Below are 14,092 nucleotides of genomic sequence, written 5' to 3'. Positions count from 1 at the left end.
AAGCCCGCCGGTCCGGTACCGGCGGGCTTCCTCATGTGCTGTACGGAATGTGCCGTACGGGATCAGCTCCCGTCGAGTGCCTTCGCGATGGCGTTGACCGCGATCCAGCTGAACGTCATCGCCGGGCCGATGGTCGCGCCCGGCCCCGGGTACGTCTCGCCCATCACCGCGGCCGAGGCGTTCCCGGAGGCGTACAGCCCCTCGATGACCGAGCCGTCCTCGCGCAGCACGCGGGCCGTCGCGTCGGTGACCGGGCCGCCCTTGGTGCCGATGTCGCCGGGGTGGACGGGGACGGCGTAGAAGGGCGGCTTGGTCAGCGGGGCGAGGTTGGGCGCGGGCAGGGTGGGGTCGCCGTAGTAGCGGTCGTACACGCTGTCGCCGCGCCCGAAGTCCTCGTCGCGGCCCGCGCGCGCGAAGCCGTTGAAGCGGTCGAGGGTCGCCCGCAGCCGGCCGGCCGGCATGCCCGTTTGCGCGGCCAGCTCCTCGACCGTGCCGGCCCGCTTCACGAAGCCGCTCGCCGTCCACTTCTTCGGGAACGGCTGTCCCGGCAGCAGCCCCATGAAGACGTACCGGGCCTTGGAGGTGGCGTCGAGGATCAGCCAGGACGGCACGGTGGAGGCGCCGGGCCGGTCGTGCGCGTACATCGCGTCGACGAACTCGTGGTACGGCGCGGCCTCGTTGGCGTACCGTGCGCCGGACTGGTCGACGATCACCATGCCGGGGATGCCGCGGTCCGCGACCAGGAAGAACGGCTTCTCGCCGGGGGCCACCACGGACGGCGCGCCCCACACCTTGTCCATCAGGTCGGTCGCCGCGCCCGCCGCGACGGCCGCTTCGAGGGCGTCCCCGGTCTGCCCCTCGGCCGCCGACGACCAGGCGCTGGAGGTGGGCGCCGGGAGGTACTTCTCGCGCAGCCGGCTGCTGTGCGAGAAGCCGCCGGAGGCCAGCACGACGCCGCCGGCGGCCCGTACGGTGACCTCCTTGCCGGCCCGGTCGAGCCGGACGCCGGTGACCCGGCCGTCCTCGGTGACCAGGCCGGTGAGCGGCGCGGAGAGCCACAGGTCGCCGCCCAGCCGGTCCATCGAGTACCGCATCCGCGCGATCAGCGCCTCACCGAGCGCCAGCGGCCGGCGGCCGGTGGCCAGGTCCGCGAGCGCGCGCAGCCCGAGCTTCACCGAGGTGCGCTTGCCGGCCCAGGTGCGCGCGGCCATGTTGAGGTGCCGGAAGTCGCGGGAGGTGATGGTGAGCCCGTACGTGGGCAGGCCCGCGCGGCGCATGGTGGCGCGCAGTTCGGGGCGCAGCTTCCTGAAGTCGAAGACCTCGGGTTCGACGGACCGGCCCTGTGCGAGGCCGCCGAGCCGCTCCGGGTAGTAGTCGCTGTAGCCGGGCGTGTAGACGAAGCGGACGGCGGTGCGGTCGTGGAACTCGCGGACCATGGCCGGGCCGTGCGCGAGGTAGGCGTCCTTGCGCACGGCCGGCACTCTGTCGCCGACGGTCGCGTCGAGGTAGGCGCGGGCCTTCTCGACGGTGTCGCCGAGGCCCGCGGCGTCGAGGTGGAAGTTGCCCGGTACCCAGATGGCGCCGCCGGAGAGCGCGGTCGAGCCGCCGTACCGGTCGGTCTTCTCGGCGACGAGGACGGTGAGCCCGCGCAGCCGGGCGGTGAGGGCCGCGGCCATTCCGGCGGCGCCGGAGCCGATCACCACAACGTCGTAGGTGTGGTCCCAGGAAGGCGTGCGGTGCTCCGGCATCAGAAGGCCCCCACTGCGTAGCGGCTGCGGAAGTAGAGGAGCGGGCGGCCGTCCTCGCGCGCGTCCAGGGCGAGGACCTCGGCGGTGACCAGGTGGTGGTCGCCGGCCTCGTGCACGGTGCTCAGCGCGCACTCGATGTGCGCCAGGGCGCCGTCGATGCGTACGGTGCCGTGCTCCCCTTCGGTCCAGGGCACTCCGGCGAACTTGTCGGGGCCGCTGCGGCCGAGCGCGGCGCAGATCTCCCGCTGGTGCCCGGCGAGGATGTTGACGCAGAACCGGCCGGTCCGTTCGATCCTCGGCCAGCTGGTGGACGCCTTGCCGACGGCCAGCATGACCAGCGGCGGGTCGAGGGAGAGGGAGGCGAAGGACTGGCAGGCGAAGCCGGCCGGGCGGCCGTCGTCGTCCAGCCCCGCGACGACGGTGATGCCGGTCGCGAACCGTCCGAGGACGTCCCGGAATCCGGCCGGGTCAACCGCCGTACGCCCGATCAGCCGTTCCACCGGTGCCCCCAGAAGCTGTCCGCGGTGATCTCCTTGGCGACCCAGGTGGCGGGGTCGACGATCAGCCCGTCCCAGCCGTACTCGACCTGGAAGCCGCCGGGCGCCTGGGCGTAGAAGGACACCATCCGGTCGTTGGTGTGCCGGCCGAGGGTCGAGGCGATGGGAATGCCCGCGTCGTGCATGCGGTCCAGACCGCGCCCCACGTCGTCAAGTGTCTCCAGCTCGACCATGAAGTGCACGATGCCGGGCGGCAGTTCACCCGGGTACAGACCGAGGCTGTGGTGACGCCGGTTGGGGCTGAGGAAGTGCATCAGATGGAAGTCCCGCTGCTCCTTGGCGGTGGGGACGGCCTGCGGTGGCAGCTTCATGGAGTCGCGCAGCTGGAGGCCGAGCACGTTCTCGTAGAAGTCCAGGGCCGCTTCGATGTCGGGGACGGGCAGGACGACGTGTCCCAGGCCGAGGTCACCCGTCACGAACCGGTTGCCGTACGGGGTGCCGAGCGGCGTGTGGTCCTGCGCCTGGCCCCAGAAGATCTCCAGGGGGTTGCCGCCGGGGTCGGTGCAGTGGATCAGGCCCTGGACGCGGCGCTCGGCGAGTACGGCGTCGTCGGCGTGCTTGACGGCGATGCCCGCCGCCTCGAGCTCGCGTGCTGCCGCCGCGAGCGCGGTGGCGTTCGCGACCTCCCAGCCGGCCGCCTGCAGCCGGTCGGCGGTGGAGCGGACGATGGCGAGGCGGTGGGCGCGGTCGTCGATGCGCAGGTACAGGGTGTCCTCGTCGGTGCCGGTGGCCTCCACCATGCCGAGGATGTCCAGCGCGTACGTACGCCACTCCTCGAACTTGGTGGTCTCCACGCGCAGGTATCCGAGAGCGCGGATGTCCATGATCGGTCTCCTTCGGAGCGTCAGTGCGAGAAGCTGCTGTTCAATCGGAAAAGAAGGCAACGGCGAGGCGGTTGAACTCGTCGGCCTGCTCGGTCTGCGCCCAGTGGCCGCAGTGCGGGAAGACGTGCAGCCGGGCGTCGGGGATGGTCTTGAGGGCCACCAGCGCGCCGTCGAGCGGGTTGGTGCGGTCCTCGCGGCCCCAGGTGAGCAGGACCGGCTGGGTGATGCGGTGGGCCTCGCGCCAGAGCATCCAGTCCTCGGCCCAGGCGGGGTTGGCGAAGGCGGCCGCCATCCGGGCGTTGCCGAGCTTCGTCCCGGGGTCGGTGGCCGAGGCCCAGCGCTCCTCGACCAGTTCGTCGGTGACGATGGACTGGTCGTACGCCATGACGCTCAGGAACGCGCGCAGCTGTTCCTTGGTCGGCTCGGGTGCGGCCTGGAACTCGAAGAGCCGCTTGATGCCTTCGGTCGGGTCGGGCGCGAAGAGGTTGAGGGAGACGCCGCCGGGGCCCATCAGCAGCAGCTTGCGGACCTTGTCCGGGTGGTTCAGGGCCATGCGGACGGAGGTGCCGCCGCCGAGCGAGTTGCCGATGAAGTGCGCCTGTGCGATGCCGAGTTCGTCCATCAGGGCCGCGACGGCGCCGGCGCTGTAGCTGAAGTAGTCCCTGTCCGGCTCGGGCTTGGCGGAGCGGCCGAAGCAGGGCTGGTCGATCAGGAGGGTGCGGAAGGTGCGGGCGAAGACGGGCAGGTTGGCGCCGAAGTTGCTCCAGCCGGAGGCACCGGGGCCGCCACCGTGCAGCATGATCACGACCGGAGCTTCGGCCGGGCCCGCCTCGTGGAAGTGCAGCTCGATGCCGCCCGCCTTGACCGTACGGGACGTCGAGTCGTACGTGAGCGCCATCATCTGATCCCCCATCAGAGCATCGTGTCCTGGATGTCGAGGCCGAGCGCCGCCTGCCCGAAGAGGACCAGCGCGCGCTCGGGGTCGTTCGCGGCGTGCCCGCGGCCGGTGTGCGCGTCGCGCCAGGCGCGCTGGACCGGGTTGGGGCCGTTGCGCATCGCGCCGCCGCCGGCGTTCTCCACCAGCAGGTCCACCGCCGCCACCGCGCGTTCCGTGGCGAGCACCTGGTCGCGGCGGACGCGGGCGCGCAGCTCCGCCGACGGGTCCTCGCCGCGCTCCGCGCCCGCGTACAGCTCGGTCATGTTGCGGCGCAGCTGCAGCCAGCAGGCGTCGATGTCGCTGGCGGCGCGGGCGATGCGGACCTGCGCGAACGGGTCCTCGGCGACCTTCTGGCCGTAGGAGACCCGGATGCGTTCCCTGGTGGCCGCCGCGTACGCCTCGTACGCGCCCTCGGCGATGCCGACGATCGGGGTGGAGATGGTGGTGGTGAAGACCGAGGCGTACGGCAGCCGGTACAGCGGCTCGGGGTTCAGCTCCTGGCCCGGCGTCCGCAACGCGCTGACCGGGCCGAAGCTCAGCGCCCGGTAATCGGGCACGAAGGCGTCCTTGATGACGATGTCGTTGCTGCCGGTGCCGCGCAGGCCCACGGTGTCCCAGACCCGGTCGATCGTGTACTGGGTCCGGGGCACGAGGAAGGTGCGCATGTCGACCGGCGCGCCGTCCTCGCCGAGGACCAGGCCGCCGAGCAGCGCCCAGTCGGCGTGGTCGCAGCCGGAGGAGAAGTGCCAGCGGCCGGAGATCCGGAAGCCGCCGTCGGCCACGGTGACCTCGCCGGTCGGGGCGTAGGAGGAGGCGATCCGGGTGGTGCGGTCCACGCCCCAGACCTCCTCCTGCGCCCGTGGGTCGTACAGGCCGACGTGCCAGGGGTGGACGCCGACCACGGAGGCGACCCAGCCGGTGGAACCGCACGCCTTGGCGATCTCCTTGACGGCTTCGTAGAAGAGCACCGGGTCCGCCGCGTAGCCGCCGTACGCCCTGGGCTGCAGCAGCCGGAAGAATCCGGTGCCCTCGATGTCCTTGACCGAGGCGTCGGGCACCCGGCACAGCTCCTCGGCCTCGGCGGCGCGTTCGCGGAGCACGGGAGCCAGCTCCCGGACGGCGGCGAGGACCTCGTGTTCGCTCATGGGCGTCCCCTCTCGGGTCGTGACGTGCGAAGGTGCCGTGAACGTACGCCTGACTATTTCTTTTCGAAATAGTGGGTTCCCGCTGAGCGGGAAGCGTGGCACGCTCTCGGCATCCCTCCCCGCTCCTCGCAGGAGTCGCCGATGACCGTGCAGTCCGCGCAGTCCCCGCCCTCACTCCTGGAGAAGGCCGCGCTGGTCCTGGGCGCCTTCCAGGGCGCCACGCCCCGGCTGACGCTCACCGAGGTGGTACGCCGCTCCGGGCTGCCCCGCTCCTCCGTGCACCGCATCCTCGACCAGTTGGTACAGCTGGGCTGGCTGGACCGCGACGGCCGGGACTACCGCCTGGGGATGCGGATGCTGGAGCTGGGCGCGATGGCCGCGCACCACAACCGGCTGCGCCGGGCCGCGCTGCCGCACCTGCACGCGCTGCACGAGAAGACCGGGCACGTCGTGCACCTCGCCGTCCTCGACGGGCCCGAAGTGGTGTACCTGGAACGGCTCGGCGGCATCGCGGACGCGTCGGTGCCGTCCCGGATCGGCGGCCGGCAGCCGGCGTACTGCACGGCCACCGGCAAGGCGATCCTGGCGTTCGGGGAGGAGGCCCTGGTCTCGGAGGTGCTGCGGGCCGGGCTGCGGCCGCGTACGGCGTACACCCTCACCCGCCCCGGCCCGTTCCGCGCGGAGCTGGCGCGCATCCGCGAGCGCGGCGTGGCCTTCGACCGGGAGGAGAGCTTCCGCGGCGTGGCGTGCGTGGCGGCGCCGCTGCGGGGCGCCGGACGCGCCATCGCCGCCGTCTCGGTGTGCGGCAACGGCCTCCACCGCGACCTGGAGCGGCTGGCCCCGGTGGTGCGGGCGACGACGCGGGCGATCTGGGCATCGCTGTACGGTCCGGGGCGGGCGGCGGCCGTCCCCCGTACGACCGCCGCCCCGGCCCCGGAACCGGCCCTGGAACCAGCGCAGATGGACACGATGATGTCGTGGATGCGGTTCGCGGAATGGATGTGAGCCCTTGCGCGCCGGGCCGCGCGGTCAGGAGTAACTGACCTCGACCTCGTCGGTGAGGGGGACGGCCTGACAGGCCAGCACGTACCCCTCGGCGAGGTCCTGTTCGTCCAGTACGTCGTTGCTGAGCATCTTCGCCTCACCGGACACGATCCGGCAGGCGCACGCGCCGCAGGAGCCCTCGCGGCAGGAGTACGGAGCGTCGACGCCCGCCGCGAGCAGCGCGTCGAGCAGCGGCGTGCGGGCCGGCCAGCGGACCGTACGGGTCTCGCCGTCGAGCTCCACCTCCGCGGTGGCGCCGCCCTCTTCCGCCGCCGGGACGTCGGGCGCGTCGAACACGTCCGCGCCGAGCGAGAAGAACCGCTCCCGGTGGACGCGGCGGCCGCCCAGCGCCTCCTCGACCGCGTCCATCAGCGGCGCGGGCCCGCACACATACGCATCCCGCCCCGCGTACGGCGCGAGCACGGCCGCCAGCCGGTCCGCGGCGGGCAGCCCCTGGACCGACTCCAGCCAGTGCAGCACGACCAGCCGGTCGGGGTAATCCTCGGTCAGCTCGCGCAGTTCGGCGCGGAAGATGACCGAGGACTCGTCGCGGTTGGCGTACAGCAGCGCGACCTTGCCCCGCCCGCTGACCAGCGCCGACTTGGCGATGGACAGGACGGGCGTGATGCCGCTGCCGCCCGCGCCGAGCAGCAGGTCGCGGTCCAGGGAGTCCGGCGTGAAGGTGCCGGCCGGCGGCAATACCTCCAGCTCGTCGCCGGCGGCCACGTGGTCGCAGATCCAGTGGGAGCCGTACCCGCCGGCCACCCGCTTGACGGTGATCTTCAAGGGCTCGCCGGTCTCCGGTGAGCTGGACAGGGAGTAGCAGCGGGCGGCGGCCGGTTCGCCGTCCGCGCCCGGCAGCCTCACCGTGAGGAACTGCCCGGGGCGGTAGGCGAACCGGTCACCGCTCCCCGTTGGCGGCAGGAGGACGAGCGACCGGGCTTCGGCCGTCTCCTCGATCACTTCGAGGACCCGCACCCGGTACGTACGCGGCTCAGGCATCGGCGGCCTCCAGCGTGGTGACGCGCAGGGTTCCCTCGGCCGCGGCCCGGTCGATGCTGTCGCGCAGCGCCGCGCAGGTCCGGATCCGCGCCGCGGTCGCCCCCACGGCCACCAGGGCGCCGAACTCCGGACAGACGGCCGCCGCTTCGGCCGTCCACTGCACGGAGGTGTGGGCGGGGCTGAACTTCTCGCACAGGACCTGATTGCCGCAGGCCGCGCACTCCACCGGCTGCATGTCAGGCCCCGGCCCCCGTCCCCGCCGCCCGGCGGGCCAGGTTCTCGTCGACCTCGGCGCGCCATGCCTTGTTGGCCCGCTCGGTGTCGATCTCGAACTCGAACCGCCGCGTCATCTCCTCCGGCACGTCGGCCGCGTCCCGGTAGAACTGCTCGTACCAGCGGCGCAGCTGGTAGACCGGGCCGTCCTCCTCGGTCAGCAGCGGATTGTCGATCCGGGTCTTGTGCCGCCAGATCTCGACGTCCTGCTCGAAGCCGGCCGCGAGGCCCTGGGAGGTGAGCCGCGCGGTCTCGGCGGCCTCCGCGTCGGTCATGCCGGGCAGCTTCTTCACGATCGCGCCGTACTGCAGCACAAAGCTGTTCGCGTCGACCGGGTAGTGGCAGTTGATCAGCACCATCTCCATTTCGAGACCACCGGCGCCGGGCACCGGGGACCAGAGGCGGTCGATCATGTAGGAGGGGCCGTAGTACGAGGCGTCGGAGCGCAGCGGGGCGTTGAGGGCGCCGAGGTCCACGTCCTCGCGCGGGGTGCTCTCCATGTACTGGGTGGCGATGTGCCCCTCGAAGACGTTCTTGAAGTACGTCGGGAAGGAGTAGTGCACGTAGTAGAAGTGCGCCATGTCGACGATGTTGTCGACGATCTCCCGGCAGTTGGCGCCCTCCACCCGGAGGGTGTGCCAGGTCCAGTCGCTCCACTCGTCGCTGAACGCGCCCTCGATGCGCGGAATGGTCACCTCGGGGGGCGGCGGGTTGCCCTCGGGGTCGTGCCAGACGAACAGCTGGCCGTTCTCCTCCAGCGTGGTCCACGCGCGGGTACGGGCGCGCGGCGGCACGCGGCGGGCGTACGGCACGCCCGCGCACCGGCCGTTGCCCGCCCAGCGCCAGTCGTGGAACGGGCAGGCCACGGTGTCACCCTTGACGGAGCCGTGCGCCAGATTGCCGCCCATGTGCGGGCAGTAGGCGTTGAGTACGTGCAGCGCCTTGTCGTCCGCGCCCTGGAAGACCACCAGCTTGGTGCCGAACGCCTCGATCTCGTGCGGCTCGCCGTCCTTGAATCCGTCGGCGAGGCCGAGGCAGTGCCAGCCGCGGGCGAAACGGGCGGGCGGGCGGCCCGCGTCGATGACGCGGACCTGGTCGTGGAGAGCAGTCATCTTGTCTGGACCTCCTGCGGGCACGGGGCTGTCCGGGGAGGCTAGGGCGGCCCCGGGCCGGTGCGGGAGGGCGAATTCCCGGTGAGCGGGAAAGCGGCCGCGGCGGGCTCGCGAGCGCTGGAAAAGCCGGGGTCACCGCGCCCCGTACACCGGCTGCGGCGGCTCGGCGGCCGCGAGCAGCTTCCGCGCGGTCTCGCCCGCCTCGGCCGGGGTCCAGCGGGCGCCCTTGTCGGCGGTGGGGCCGGGGCGCCAGCCCTCCATGACGGTGATCCGCCCGCCCTCCGCCTCGAAGACCCGGCCGCTCACCCCGTCGGAGGCGGCGGAGGCCAGCCAGACGACGAGCGGGGAGACGTTCTCGGGGGCCATCGCGTCGAATTCGCCCTCTCCCGGCGCCGCCATCGTCCCGGCGAAGGTCTCCTCGGTCATCCGCGTGCGGGCCGCCGGGGCGATCGCGTTGACCTGGACGCCGTACCGGGCGAGCTCGGCGGCGGCGACGAGCGTGAGGCCGACGATGCCGGCCTTGGCGGCGGAGTAATTGCCCTGGCCGACGCTGCCGAGCAGCCCCGCGCCCGAGCTGGTGTTGATGACCCGGGCCTCGGGGGTGCGGCCGGCCTTCGCCTCCGCGCGCCAGTGCGCCGCCGCGTGCTTCAGCAGCAGAAAGTGGCCCTTGAGATGGACGCGCAGTACGTCGTCCCAGTCGTCCTCGTCGAGGTTGACGAGCATCCGGTCGCGGAGGAAGCCCGCGTTGTTGACCAGCGCGTCGAGCCGCCCGTACGTGCCGAGCGCGGTGCTGATCAGCGAGGCCGCGCCGGCCGCGGTGGCGATGTCGCCGCCGTGCGCGACGGCCTCGCCGCCGGCGGCGCGGATCTCGTCGACGACCTGCTGGGCGGGCCCGGCAGCGGCCGCGCCGCTGCCGTCCAGGCCGACACCGAGGTCGTTGACGACGACCTTGGCGCCCTCGGCGGCGAGGGCGAGGGCGTGCGCGCGGCCCAGTCCGCGGCCGGCTCCGGTGACGACGGCGACGCGGTCCGCGCAGAGCCCGGTGGTTCCGTTCATGACGCGTGGTTCCCTTCCGTGTGGTTGACGGTGTGATTGACGGTGGCGGCGTCGAGGAACGCCGGGCGCTCCCCTCCCCCGTGGACGAGCAGGCTCGCGCCGCTCACGTACGCGGCGCGGCCCGAGGCGAGGAAGACGCAGGCGTCGCCGATCTCGTCGGGTTCGGCGAGCCTGCCGAGCGGTACGGTGCGGCCGACGGCGGCGAGCCCGGCCTCGTCCCCGTAGTGCAGGTGGGACAGCTCGGTGCGGACCATGCCGAGGGTCACGGTGTTGACGCGTACCTTCGGGGCCCATTCCACGGCCATCGAGCGGGCCAGGTTCTCCAGGCCCGCCTTGGCGGCTCCGTAGGCCGCGGTGCCCGGTGACGGGCGGGTGCCGCTGACACTGCCGATCATGGTGATCGAGCCGCCCGTGGGCCCCTCGCGCAGCAGGTCGTAGGCGGCGAGCGAGGCGTTCAGCGGGGCGAGCAGGTTGAGTTCGACGACCCGCGCCGCGTGCCGGCTGCCACCGTCGGCGAGCATGCGGTACGGAGTGCCGCCCGCGTTGTTGACGAGCGTGTCCAGCCGCCCGTACTCGCTCCGTACCGCCTCGAAGAACGCGCCGACCGCGTCCGGGGCCCGGAGGTCCACGGCGTGGAAACGAGCGGTGCGGCCCGCCGCTTCGACGGGCCGGTCGGGGGGCCGTCGTGCGCAGGTCACCACCTCGGCCCCGGCTTCCAGCAGGGCGCGCGCGATGCCCGCGCCGACGCCCCGCGTGCCGCCCGTGACGACGGCGACGTGTTCCGACAGATCGATGATCGCTGGCATTGAGCACCTCCCGCGGCGCGCCGTCCGCTGCTACCTTGCCTGCAACACGCGCCTAACAAACGTTTGGTGGAAAGGTAGCTGATCTGCTCATGGGTGTCTCCACCTCCGCGCCCGAAGAGGGCGTCGCGGTCGTCACCGTGGACTTCCCACCGGTGAACGCCCTCCCGGTGAACGGCTGGTACGAACTGGCCGCCGCACTCCGCGCCGTCGGCGCCGACCCCAAGGTGCGCTGCGTCGTCCTCGCCGCCGCCGGCCGCGGCTTCAACGCCGGCGTGGACATCAAGGAGATGCAGCGCACGCCCGGCCACGACGCGCTCATCGGCGCCAACCGCGGCTGTTACGAGGCGTTCGCCGCCGTGTACGACTGCGAAGTCCCGGTGATCGCCGCGGTACAGGGCTTCTGCCTGGGCGGCGGCATCGGCCTGGCCGGCAACGCGGACGCGATCGTGGCGAGCGACGACGCGGCCTTCGGCCTGCCCGAGCTGGACCGGGGCGCCCTGGGCGCGGCCACCCATCTCGCCCGGCTGGTCCCGCAGCACCTGATGCGGACGCTGTACTACACCTCACGCACCGTCACGGCCGAGGAGCTGCGGCAGCACGGCTCCGTGTGGCGAGTCGTCCCCCGCGCACAACTCATGGCCGCCGCACAGGAGTTGGCGAGCGAGATCGCCGCCAAGGACGGCACCCTGCTGCGCCTCGCCAAGGCCGCCATCAACGGCATCGACCCGGTCGACGTACGCCGCAGCTACCGCTTCGAGCAGGGCTTCACCTTCGAGGCCAACCTCAGCGGCATCGCGGACCGCGTACGCGACACCTTCGGCGAACGGGAGCAGCGCTCATGAGCAGGGACAAGACGATGACCGCCGAGGAGGTGGTCGGCCGCCTCGACAGCGGGATGACGCTCGGCATCGGCGGCTGGGGCTCGCGGCGCAAGCCGATGGCCCTGGTGCGGGCGCTGCTGCGGTCCGACGTCACCGATCTGACCGTGGTGTCGTACGGCGGCCCGGACGTCGGACTGCTCGCCGCCGCCGGGAAGATCCGCCGGCTCGTCACCGCCTTCGGCACGCTGGATTCCGTACCGCTGGAGCCGCACTTCTGCGCGGCCCGGCAGCGCGGCGGCCTCGAACTGACCGAGCTGGACGAGGCGATGGTGATGTGGGGGCTGACCGCCGCCGCGCACCGGCTGCCGTTCATGCCGATCCGGGCGGGCCTCGGCTCCGACGTCATGACGGTCAATCCGTCCCTGCGCACGGTCACTTCACCGTACGAGGACGGCGAGGAGCTGGTCGCCGTCCCCGCCCTGCGGCTGGACGCCGCGCTCGTCCACCTCAACCGGGCCGACGCCCAGGGCAACGGCCAGTACCTGGGCCCCGATCCGTACTTCGACGACCTGTTCTGCCAGGCCGCCGACGCCGCGTATGTCTCCTGCGAGCGCGTGGTGGACACGGCCGAGCTGCTCAAGGACCAGGGGCCGCAATCGCTGCTGGTCAAGCGGGCATTCGTGACCGGTGTCGTCGAGACGCCGAACGGCGCGCACTTCACTTCCTGCACCCCCGACCACGGCCGCGACGAGGCGTTCCAGCGGGCTTACGTCCGGGCGGCCAAGGACCCGGAGGAGTGGCGGGCGTTCGCCGAACGGTTCCTGTCCGGCGACGAGCACAGCTATCAGGCCGCGGTCGCGGCGTTCCACGAGGAGTCCGCATGAACACAACGACCACGACGACCACGGCGACTCGCGCCGAATACTGCGTGGTGGCCTGCGCCGAGGCGTGGCGCGGCGCGGGGGAGATCCTGGCGAGCCCCATGGGCACGATCCCCTCGATCGGCGCCCGGCTGGCCAGGCTCACCTTCTCCCCCGACCTGCTGCTCACGGACGGCGAGGCACTGCTGATGGGCGATGTACCGGCGCTCGGGGCACCGTCCGGGGTGACCGAGGGCTGGCTGCCGTACCGCCAGCACCTGGCGCTCGTCGCGAGCGGGCGGCGGCACGTCATGATGGGCGCGAGCCAGCTCGACCGGCACGGCAACCAGAACATCTCCTGCATCGGCGCCTGGGACCGGCCGAAGCGCCAGTTGCTGGGAGTGCGGGGAGCGCCCGTCAACACCCTTAATAATCCGACGAGTTACTGGGTGCCGCGACACTCGACGCGGGTGTTCGTCGAGAAGGTCGACATGGTCTCCGGCGTCGGGTACGACCGCGCCGCCGCGGCCGGTCCCTCCGCCACCCGGTACCACCGCATCCCGCGGGTCATCAGCGACCTAGGCGTCTTCGACTTCGAGACCCCGGACCGCACGATGCGGCTGCGCTCGCTGCACCCCGGCGTCACGGCCGGACAGGTGCGGGAGGCCACCGGCTTCGCGCTGACGGTCCCCGACGACGTGCCGTACACCCGCGAGCCCACCGCCGAGGAGCTGCGGCTGATCCGCGAGGTGATCGACCCGAACGGTCTGCGCGAGCGCGAGGTGCCCGCGCCGTGACGGACATCAGTACGGGAAGTATCGAGAGGATCGAGAGGATCGAGACCGCGTTGACGAAGCTCGTCGGCGTCCGCCACCCCCTCGTGCAGACCGGTATGGGCTGGGTGGCCGGTCCCCGTCTGGTCTCGGCCGCCGCCAACGCGGGCGCGCTGGGCATCCTCGCCTCCGCCACCATGACCACCGACCGCCTCCGCGCGGCCGTCCGCGAGGTCACGTCCCGTACGGACGCGCCCTTCGGGGTCAATCTGCGCGCGGACGCGGGCGATGCGGCCGAGCGCGTACGCATCATCATCGACGAGGGCGTACGGGTCGCCTCGTTCGCGCTCGCGCCGTCCCGGGAGCTGATCGCGCGGCTGAAGGACGCCGGGGTGGTGGTCATCCCGTCCATCGGGGCCCGGCGGCACGCGGAGAAGGTCGCGTCGTGGGGCGCCGACGCGGTGATCGTGCAGGGCGGTGAGGGCGGCGGCCACACCGGGGAGGTCGCCACGAGCGTACTGCTGCCGCAGGTCGTGGACGCGGTGGACATCCCCGTCATCGCGGCGGGCGGCTTCCGCGACGGACGCGGGCTGGTGGCGGCGCTGGCGTACGGCGCCGCCGGGATCGCCATGGGCACCCGCTTCCTCCTCACCTCCGACAGCACCGTGCCCGACGCGGTGAAGGCCCGCTATCTGGCGGCCACCGTCAAGGACATCACCGTCACCACCGCCGTCGACGGCCTCCCGCACCGGATGCTGCGCAGCGAGCTGGTCGACGCGCTGGAACGCTCGGGCCGGGTCGCCTCGCTGGTACGGGCGGTACGCCACGCCGCGGCCTTCCGGCGCGACTCCGGCATGAGCTGGGCACAGATCGTGCGGGACGGCCTCGCGATGAAGCACGGCAAGGAGCTGACCTGGAGTCAGGTCCTGCTCGCCGCCAACACCCCCATGCTGCTCAAGGGCTCGATGGTGGACGGCCGTACGGACCTGGGCGTGATGGCGTCCGGCCAGGTCGCCGGCCTGATCGACGACCTGCCGTCGTGCGCGGAACTGGTCACCCGCGTCATGTCCGAAGCACACAGCACCCTCCAGGCACTGCCCCGCACGGACTGAATTCCCCCTCACCGGAACGCCC

At 72.5% G+C, this 14,092-nt stretch carries 15 protein-coding genes; 5 read left to right on the top strand and 10 right to left on the bottom strand.

Annotated features, from left to right (window positions below; translation table 11 throughout):
- Positions 1 to 62 precede the first annotated feature (62 nt).
- From ACIGXO_RS30810 to hsaA, 5 genes are read right to left on the bottom strand one after another with little or no spacing between them, the layout of a single operon-like run.
- Positions 63 to 1,748 (bottom strand): FAD-dependent oxidoreductase, encoded by a 1,686-nt coding sequence (locus ACIGXO_RS30810; RefSeq protein WP_399793394.1) that lies wholly within the window; start codon positions 1,746 to 1,748, stop codon positions 63 to 65.
- The gene (locus tag ACIGXO_RS30805) at positions 1,748 to 2,248 is read right to left on the bottom strand and encodes a flavin reductase family protein (protein ID WP_399793392.1); all 501 of its coding nucleotides are present in this window, start codon (positions 2,246 to 2,248) and stop codon (positions 1,748 to 1,750) included. Before ACIGXO_RS30805 ends, ACIGXO_RS30810 begins: the two co-directional genes overlap by 1 nt.
- On the bottom strand, positions 2,236 to 3,129 hold the full coding sequence (locus tag ACIGXO_RS30800; protein WP_399793389.1) for a VOC family protein: 894 nt from the start codon (positions 3,127 to 3,129) through the stop codon (positions 2,236 to 2,238). Before ACIGXO_RS30800 ends, ACIGXO_RS30805 begins: the two co-directional genes overlap by 13 nt.
- Before the next feature lie 40 nt (positions 3,130 to 3,169).
- Positions 3,170 to 4,042, bottom strand: a complete 873-nt coding sequence (gene hsaD, locus ACIGXO_RS30795; protein ID WP_399793387.1) for a 4,5:9,10-diseco-3-hydroxy-5,9,17-trioxoandrosta-1(10),2-diene-4-oate hydrolase — start codon at positions 4,040 to 4,042, stop codon at positions 3,170 to 3,172.
- The gene (hsaA, locus tag ACIGXO_RS30790; protein WP_399793385.1) at positions 4,042 to 5,211 is read right to left on the bottom strand and encodes a 3-hydroxy-9,10-secoandrosta-1,3,5(10)-triene-9,17-dione monooxygenase oxygenase subunit; all 1,170 of its coding nucleotides are present in this window, start codon (positions 5,209 to 5,211) and stop codon (positions 4,042 to 4,044) included. The genes hsaD and hsaA overlap by 1 nt, the downstream gene beginning before the upstream one ends.
- Positions 5,212 to 5,352: 141 nt before the next feature.
- On the opposite strand from hsaA, the gene ACIGXO_RS30785 reads away from it, so the two are divergent.
- Complete coding sequence (locus ACIGXO_RS30785) at positions 5,353 to 6,216, top strand: IclR family transcriptional regulator (RefSeq protein WP_399793383.1); 864 nt, start codon at positions 5,353 to 5,355, stop codon at positions 6,214 to 6,216.
- A 24-nt stretch (positions 6,217 to 6,240) separates the two neighbouring features.
- Here the strand turns inward: ACIGXO_RS30785 and ACIGXO_RS30780 are convergent, their stop codons facing one another.
- From ACIGXO_RS30780 to ACIGXO_RS30760, 5 genes are all read right to left on the bottom strand, one after another.
- On the bottom strand, positions 6,241 to 7,257 hold the full coding sequence (locus tag ACIGXO_RS30780) for a 2Fe-2S iron-sulfur cluster-binding protein (protein ID WP_399793381.1): 1,017 nt from the start codon (positions 7,255 to 7,257) through the stop codon (positions 6,241 to 6,243).
- Positions 7,250 to 7,492 carry a hypothetical protein gene (locus ACIGXO_RS30775; protein ID WP_399793379.1) on the bottom strand — a complete coding sequence of 81 codons (243 nt, stop codon included), beginning with the start codon at positions 7,490 to 7,492 and terminating at the stop codon, positions 7,250 to 7,252. The genes ACIGXO_RS30780 and ACIGXO_RS30775 overlap by 8 nt, the downstream gene beginning before the upstream one ends.
- A gap of 1 nt (position 7,493) precedes the next feature.
- On the bottom strand, positions 7,494 to 8,642 hold the full coding sequence (locus tag ACIGXO_RS30770; protein WP_399793377.1) for a Rieske 2Fe-2S domain-containing protein: 1,149 nt from the start codon (positions 8,640 to 8,642) through the stop codon (positions 7,494 to 7,496).
- 132 nt (positions 8,643 to 8,774) lie between these two features.
- Entirely contained in the window at positions 8,775 to 9,698 is a 924-nt protein-coding gene (locus ACIGXO_RS30765) for an SDR family oxidoreductase (protein ID WP_399793375.1), read from the bottom strand.
- The gene (locus tag ACIGXO_RS30760) at positions 9,695 to 10,504 is read right to left on the bottom strand and encodes an SDR family oxidoreductase (RefSeq protein WP_399793373.1); all 810 of its coding nucleotides are present in this window, start codon (positions 10,502 to 10,504) and stop codon (positions 9,695 to 9,697) included. The genes ACIGXO_RS30765 and ACIGXO_RS30760 overlap by 4 nt, the downstream gene beginning before the upstream one ends.
- Before the next feature lie 89 nt (positions 10,505 to 10,593).
- Here ACIGXO_RS30760 and ACIGXO_RS30755 point away from each other — a divergent pair, with 89 nt between their 5' ends.
- From ACIGXO_RS30755 to ACIGXO_RS30740, 4 genes are read left to right on the top strand one after another with little or no spacing between them, the layout of a single operon-like run.
- Positions 10,594 to 11,346, top strand: coding sequence for an enoyl-CoA hydratase family protein (locus tag ACIGXO_RS30755; RefSeq protein WP_399793371.1), 753 nt, complete (start codon positions 10,594 to 10,596; stop codon positions 11,344 to 11,346).
- Positions 11,343 to 12,209, top strand: coding sequence for a CoA transferase subunit A (locus ACIGXO_RS30750; RefSeq protein ID WP_399793368.1), 867 nt, complete (start codon positions 11,343 to 11,345; stop codon positions 12,207 to 12,209). Before ACIGXO_RS30755 ends, ACIGXO_RS30750 begins: the two co-directional genes overlap by 4 nt.
- A complete protein-coding gene (locus tag ACIGXO_RS30745) occupies positions 12,206 to 12,982 on the top strand; it encodes a CoA-transferase subunit beta (RefSeq protein ID WP_399793365.1) in 777 nt (258 codons plus the stop codon). Before ACIGXO_RS30750 ends, ACIGXO_RS30745 begins: the two co-directional genes overlap by 4 nt.
- A gap of 38 nt (positions 12,983 to 13,020) precedes the next feature.
- Complete coding sequence (locus ACIGXO_RS30740) at positions 13,021 to 14,070, top strand: NAD(P)H-dependent flavin oxidoreductase (protein WP_399793732.1); 1,050 nt, start codon at positions 13,021 to 13,023, stop codon at positions 14,068 to 14,070.
- Positions 14,071 to 14,092 lie beyond the last annotated feature (22 nt).

The sequence above is a fragment of the Streptomyces sp. NPDC053542 genome, assembly GCF_044544685.1.
Classification (GTDB): Bacteria; Actinomycetota; Actinomycetes; order Streptomycetales; family Streptomycetaceae; genus Streptomyces.
The sequence above is the reverse complement of the archived record's forward strand: the minus strand, read 5'-3'. Positions and strand labels throughout refer to the sequence as shown.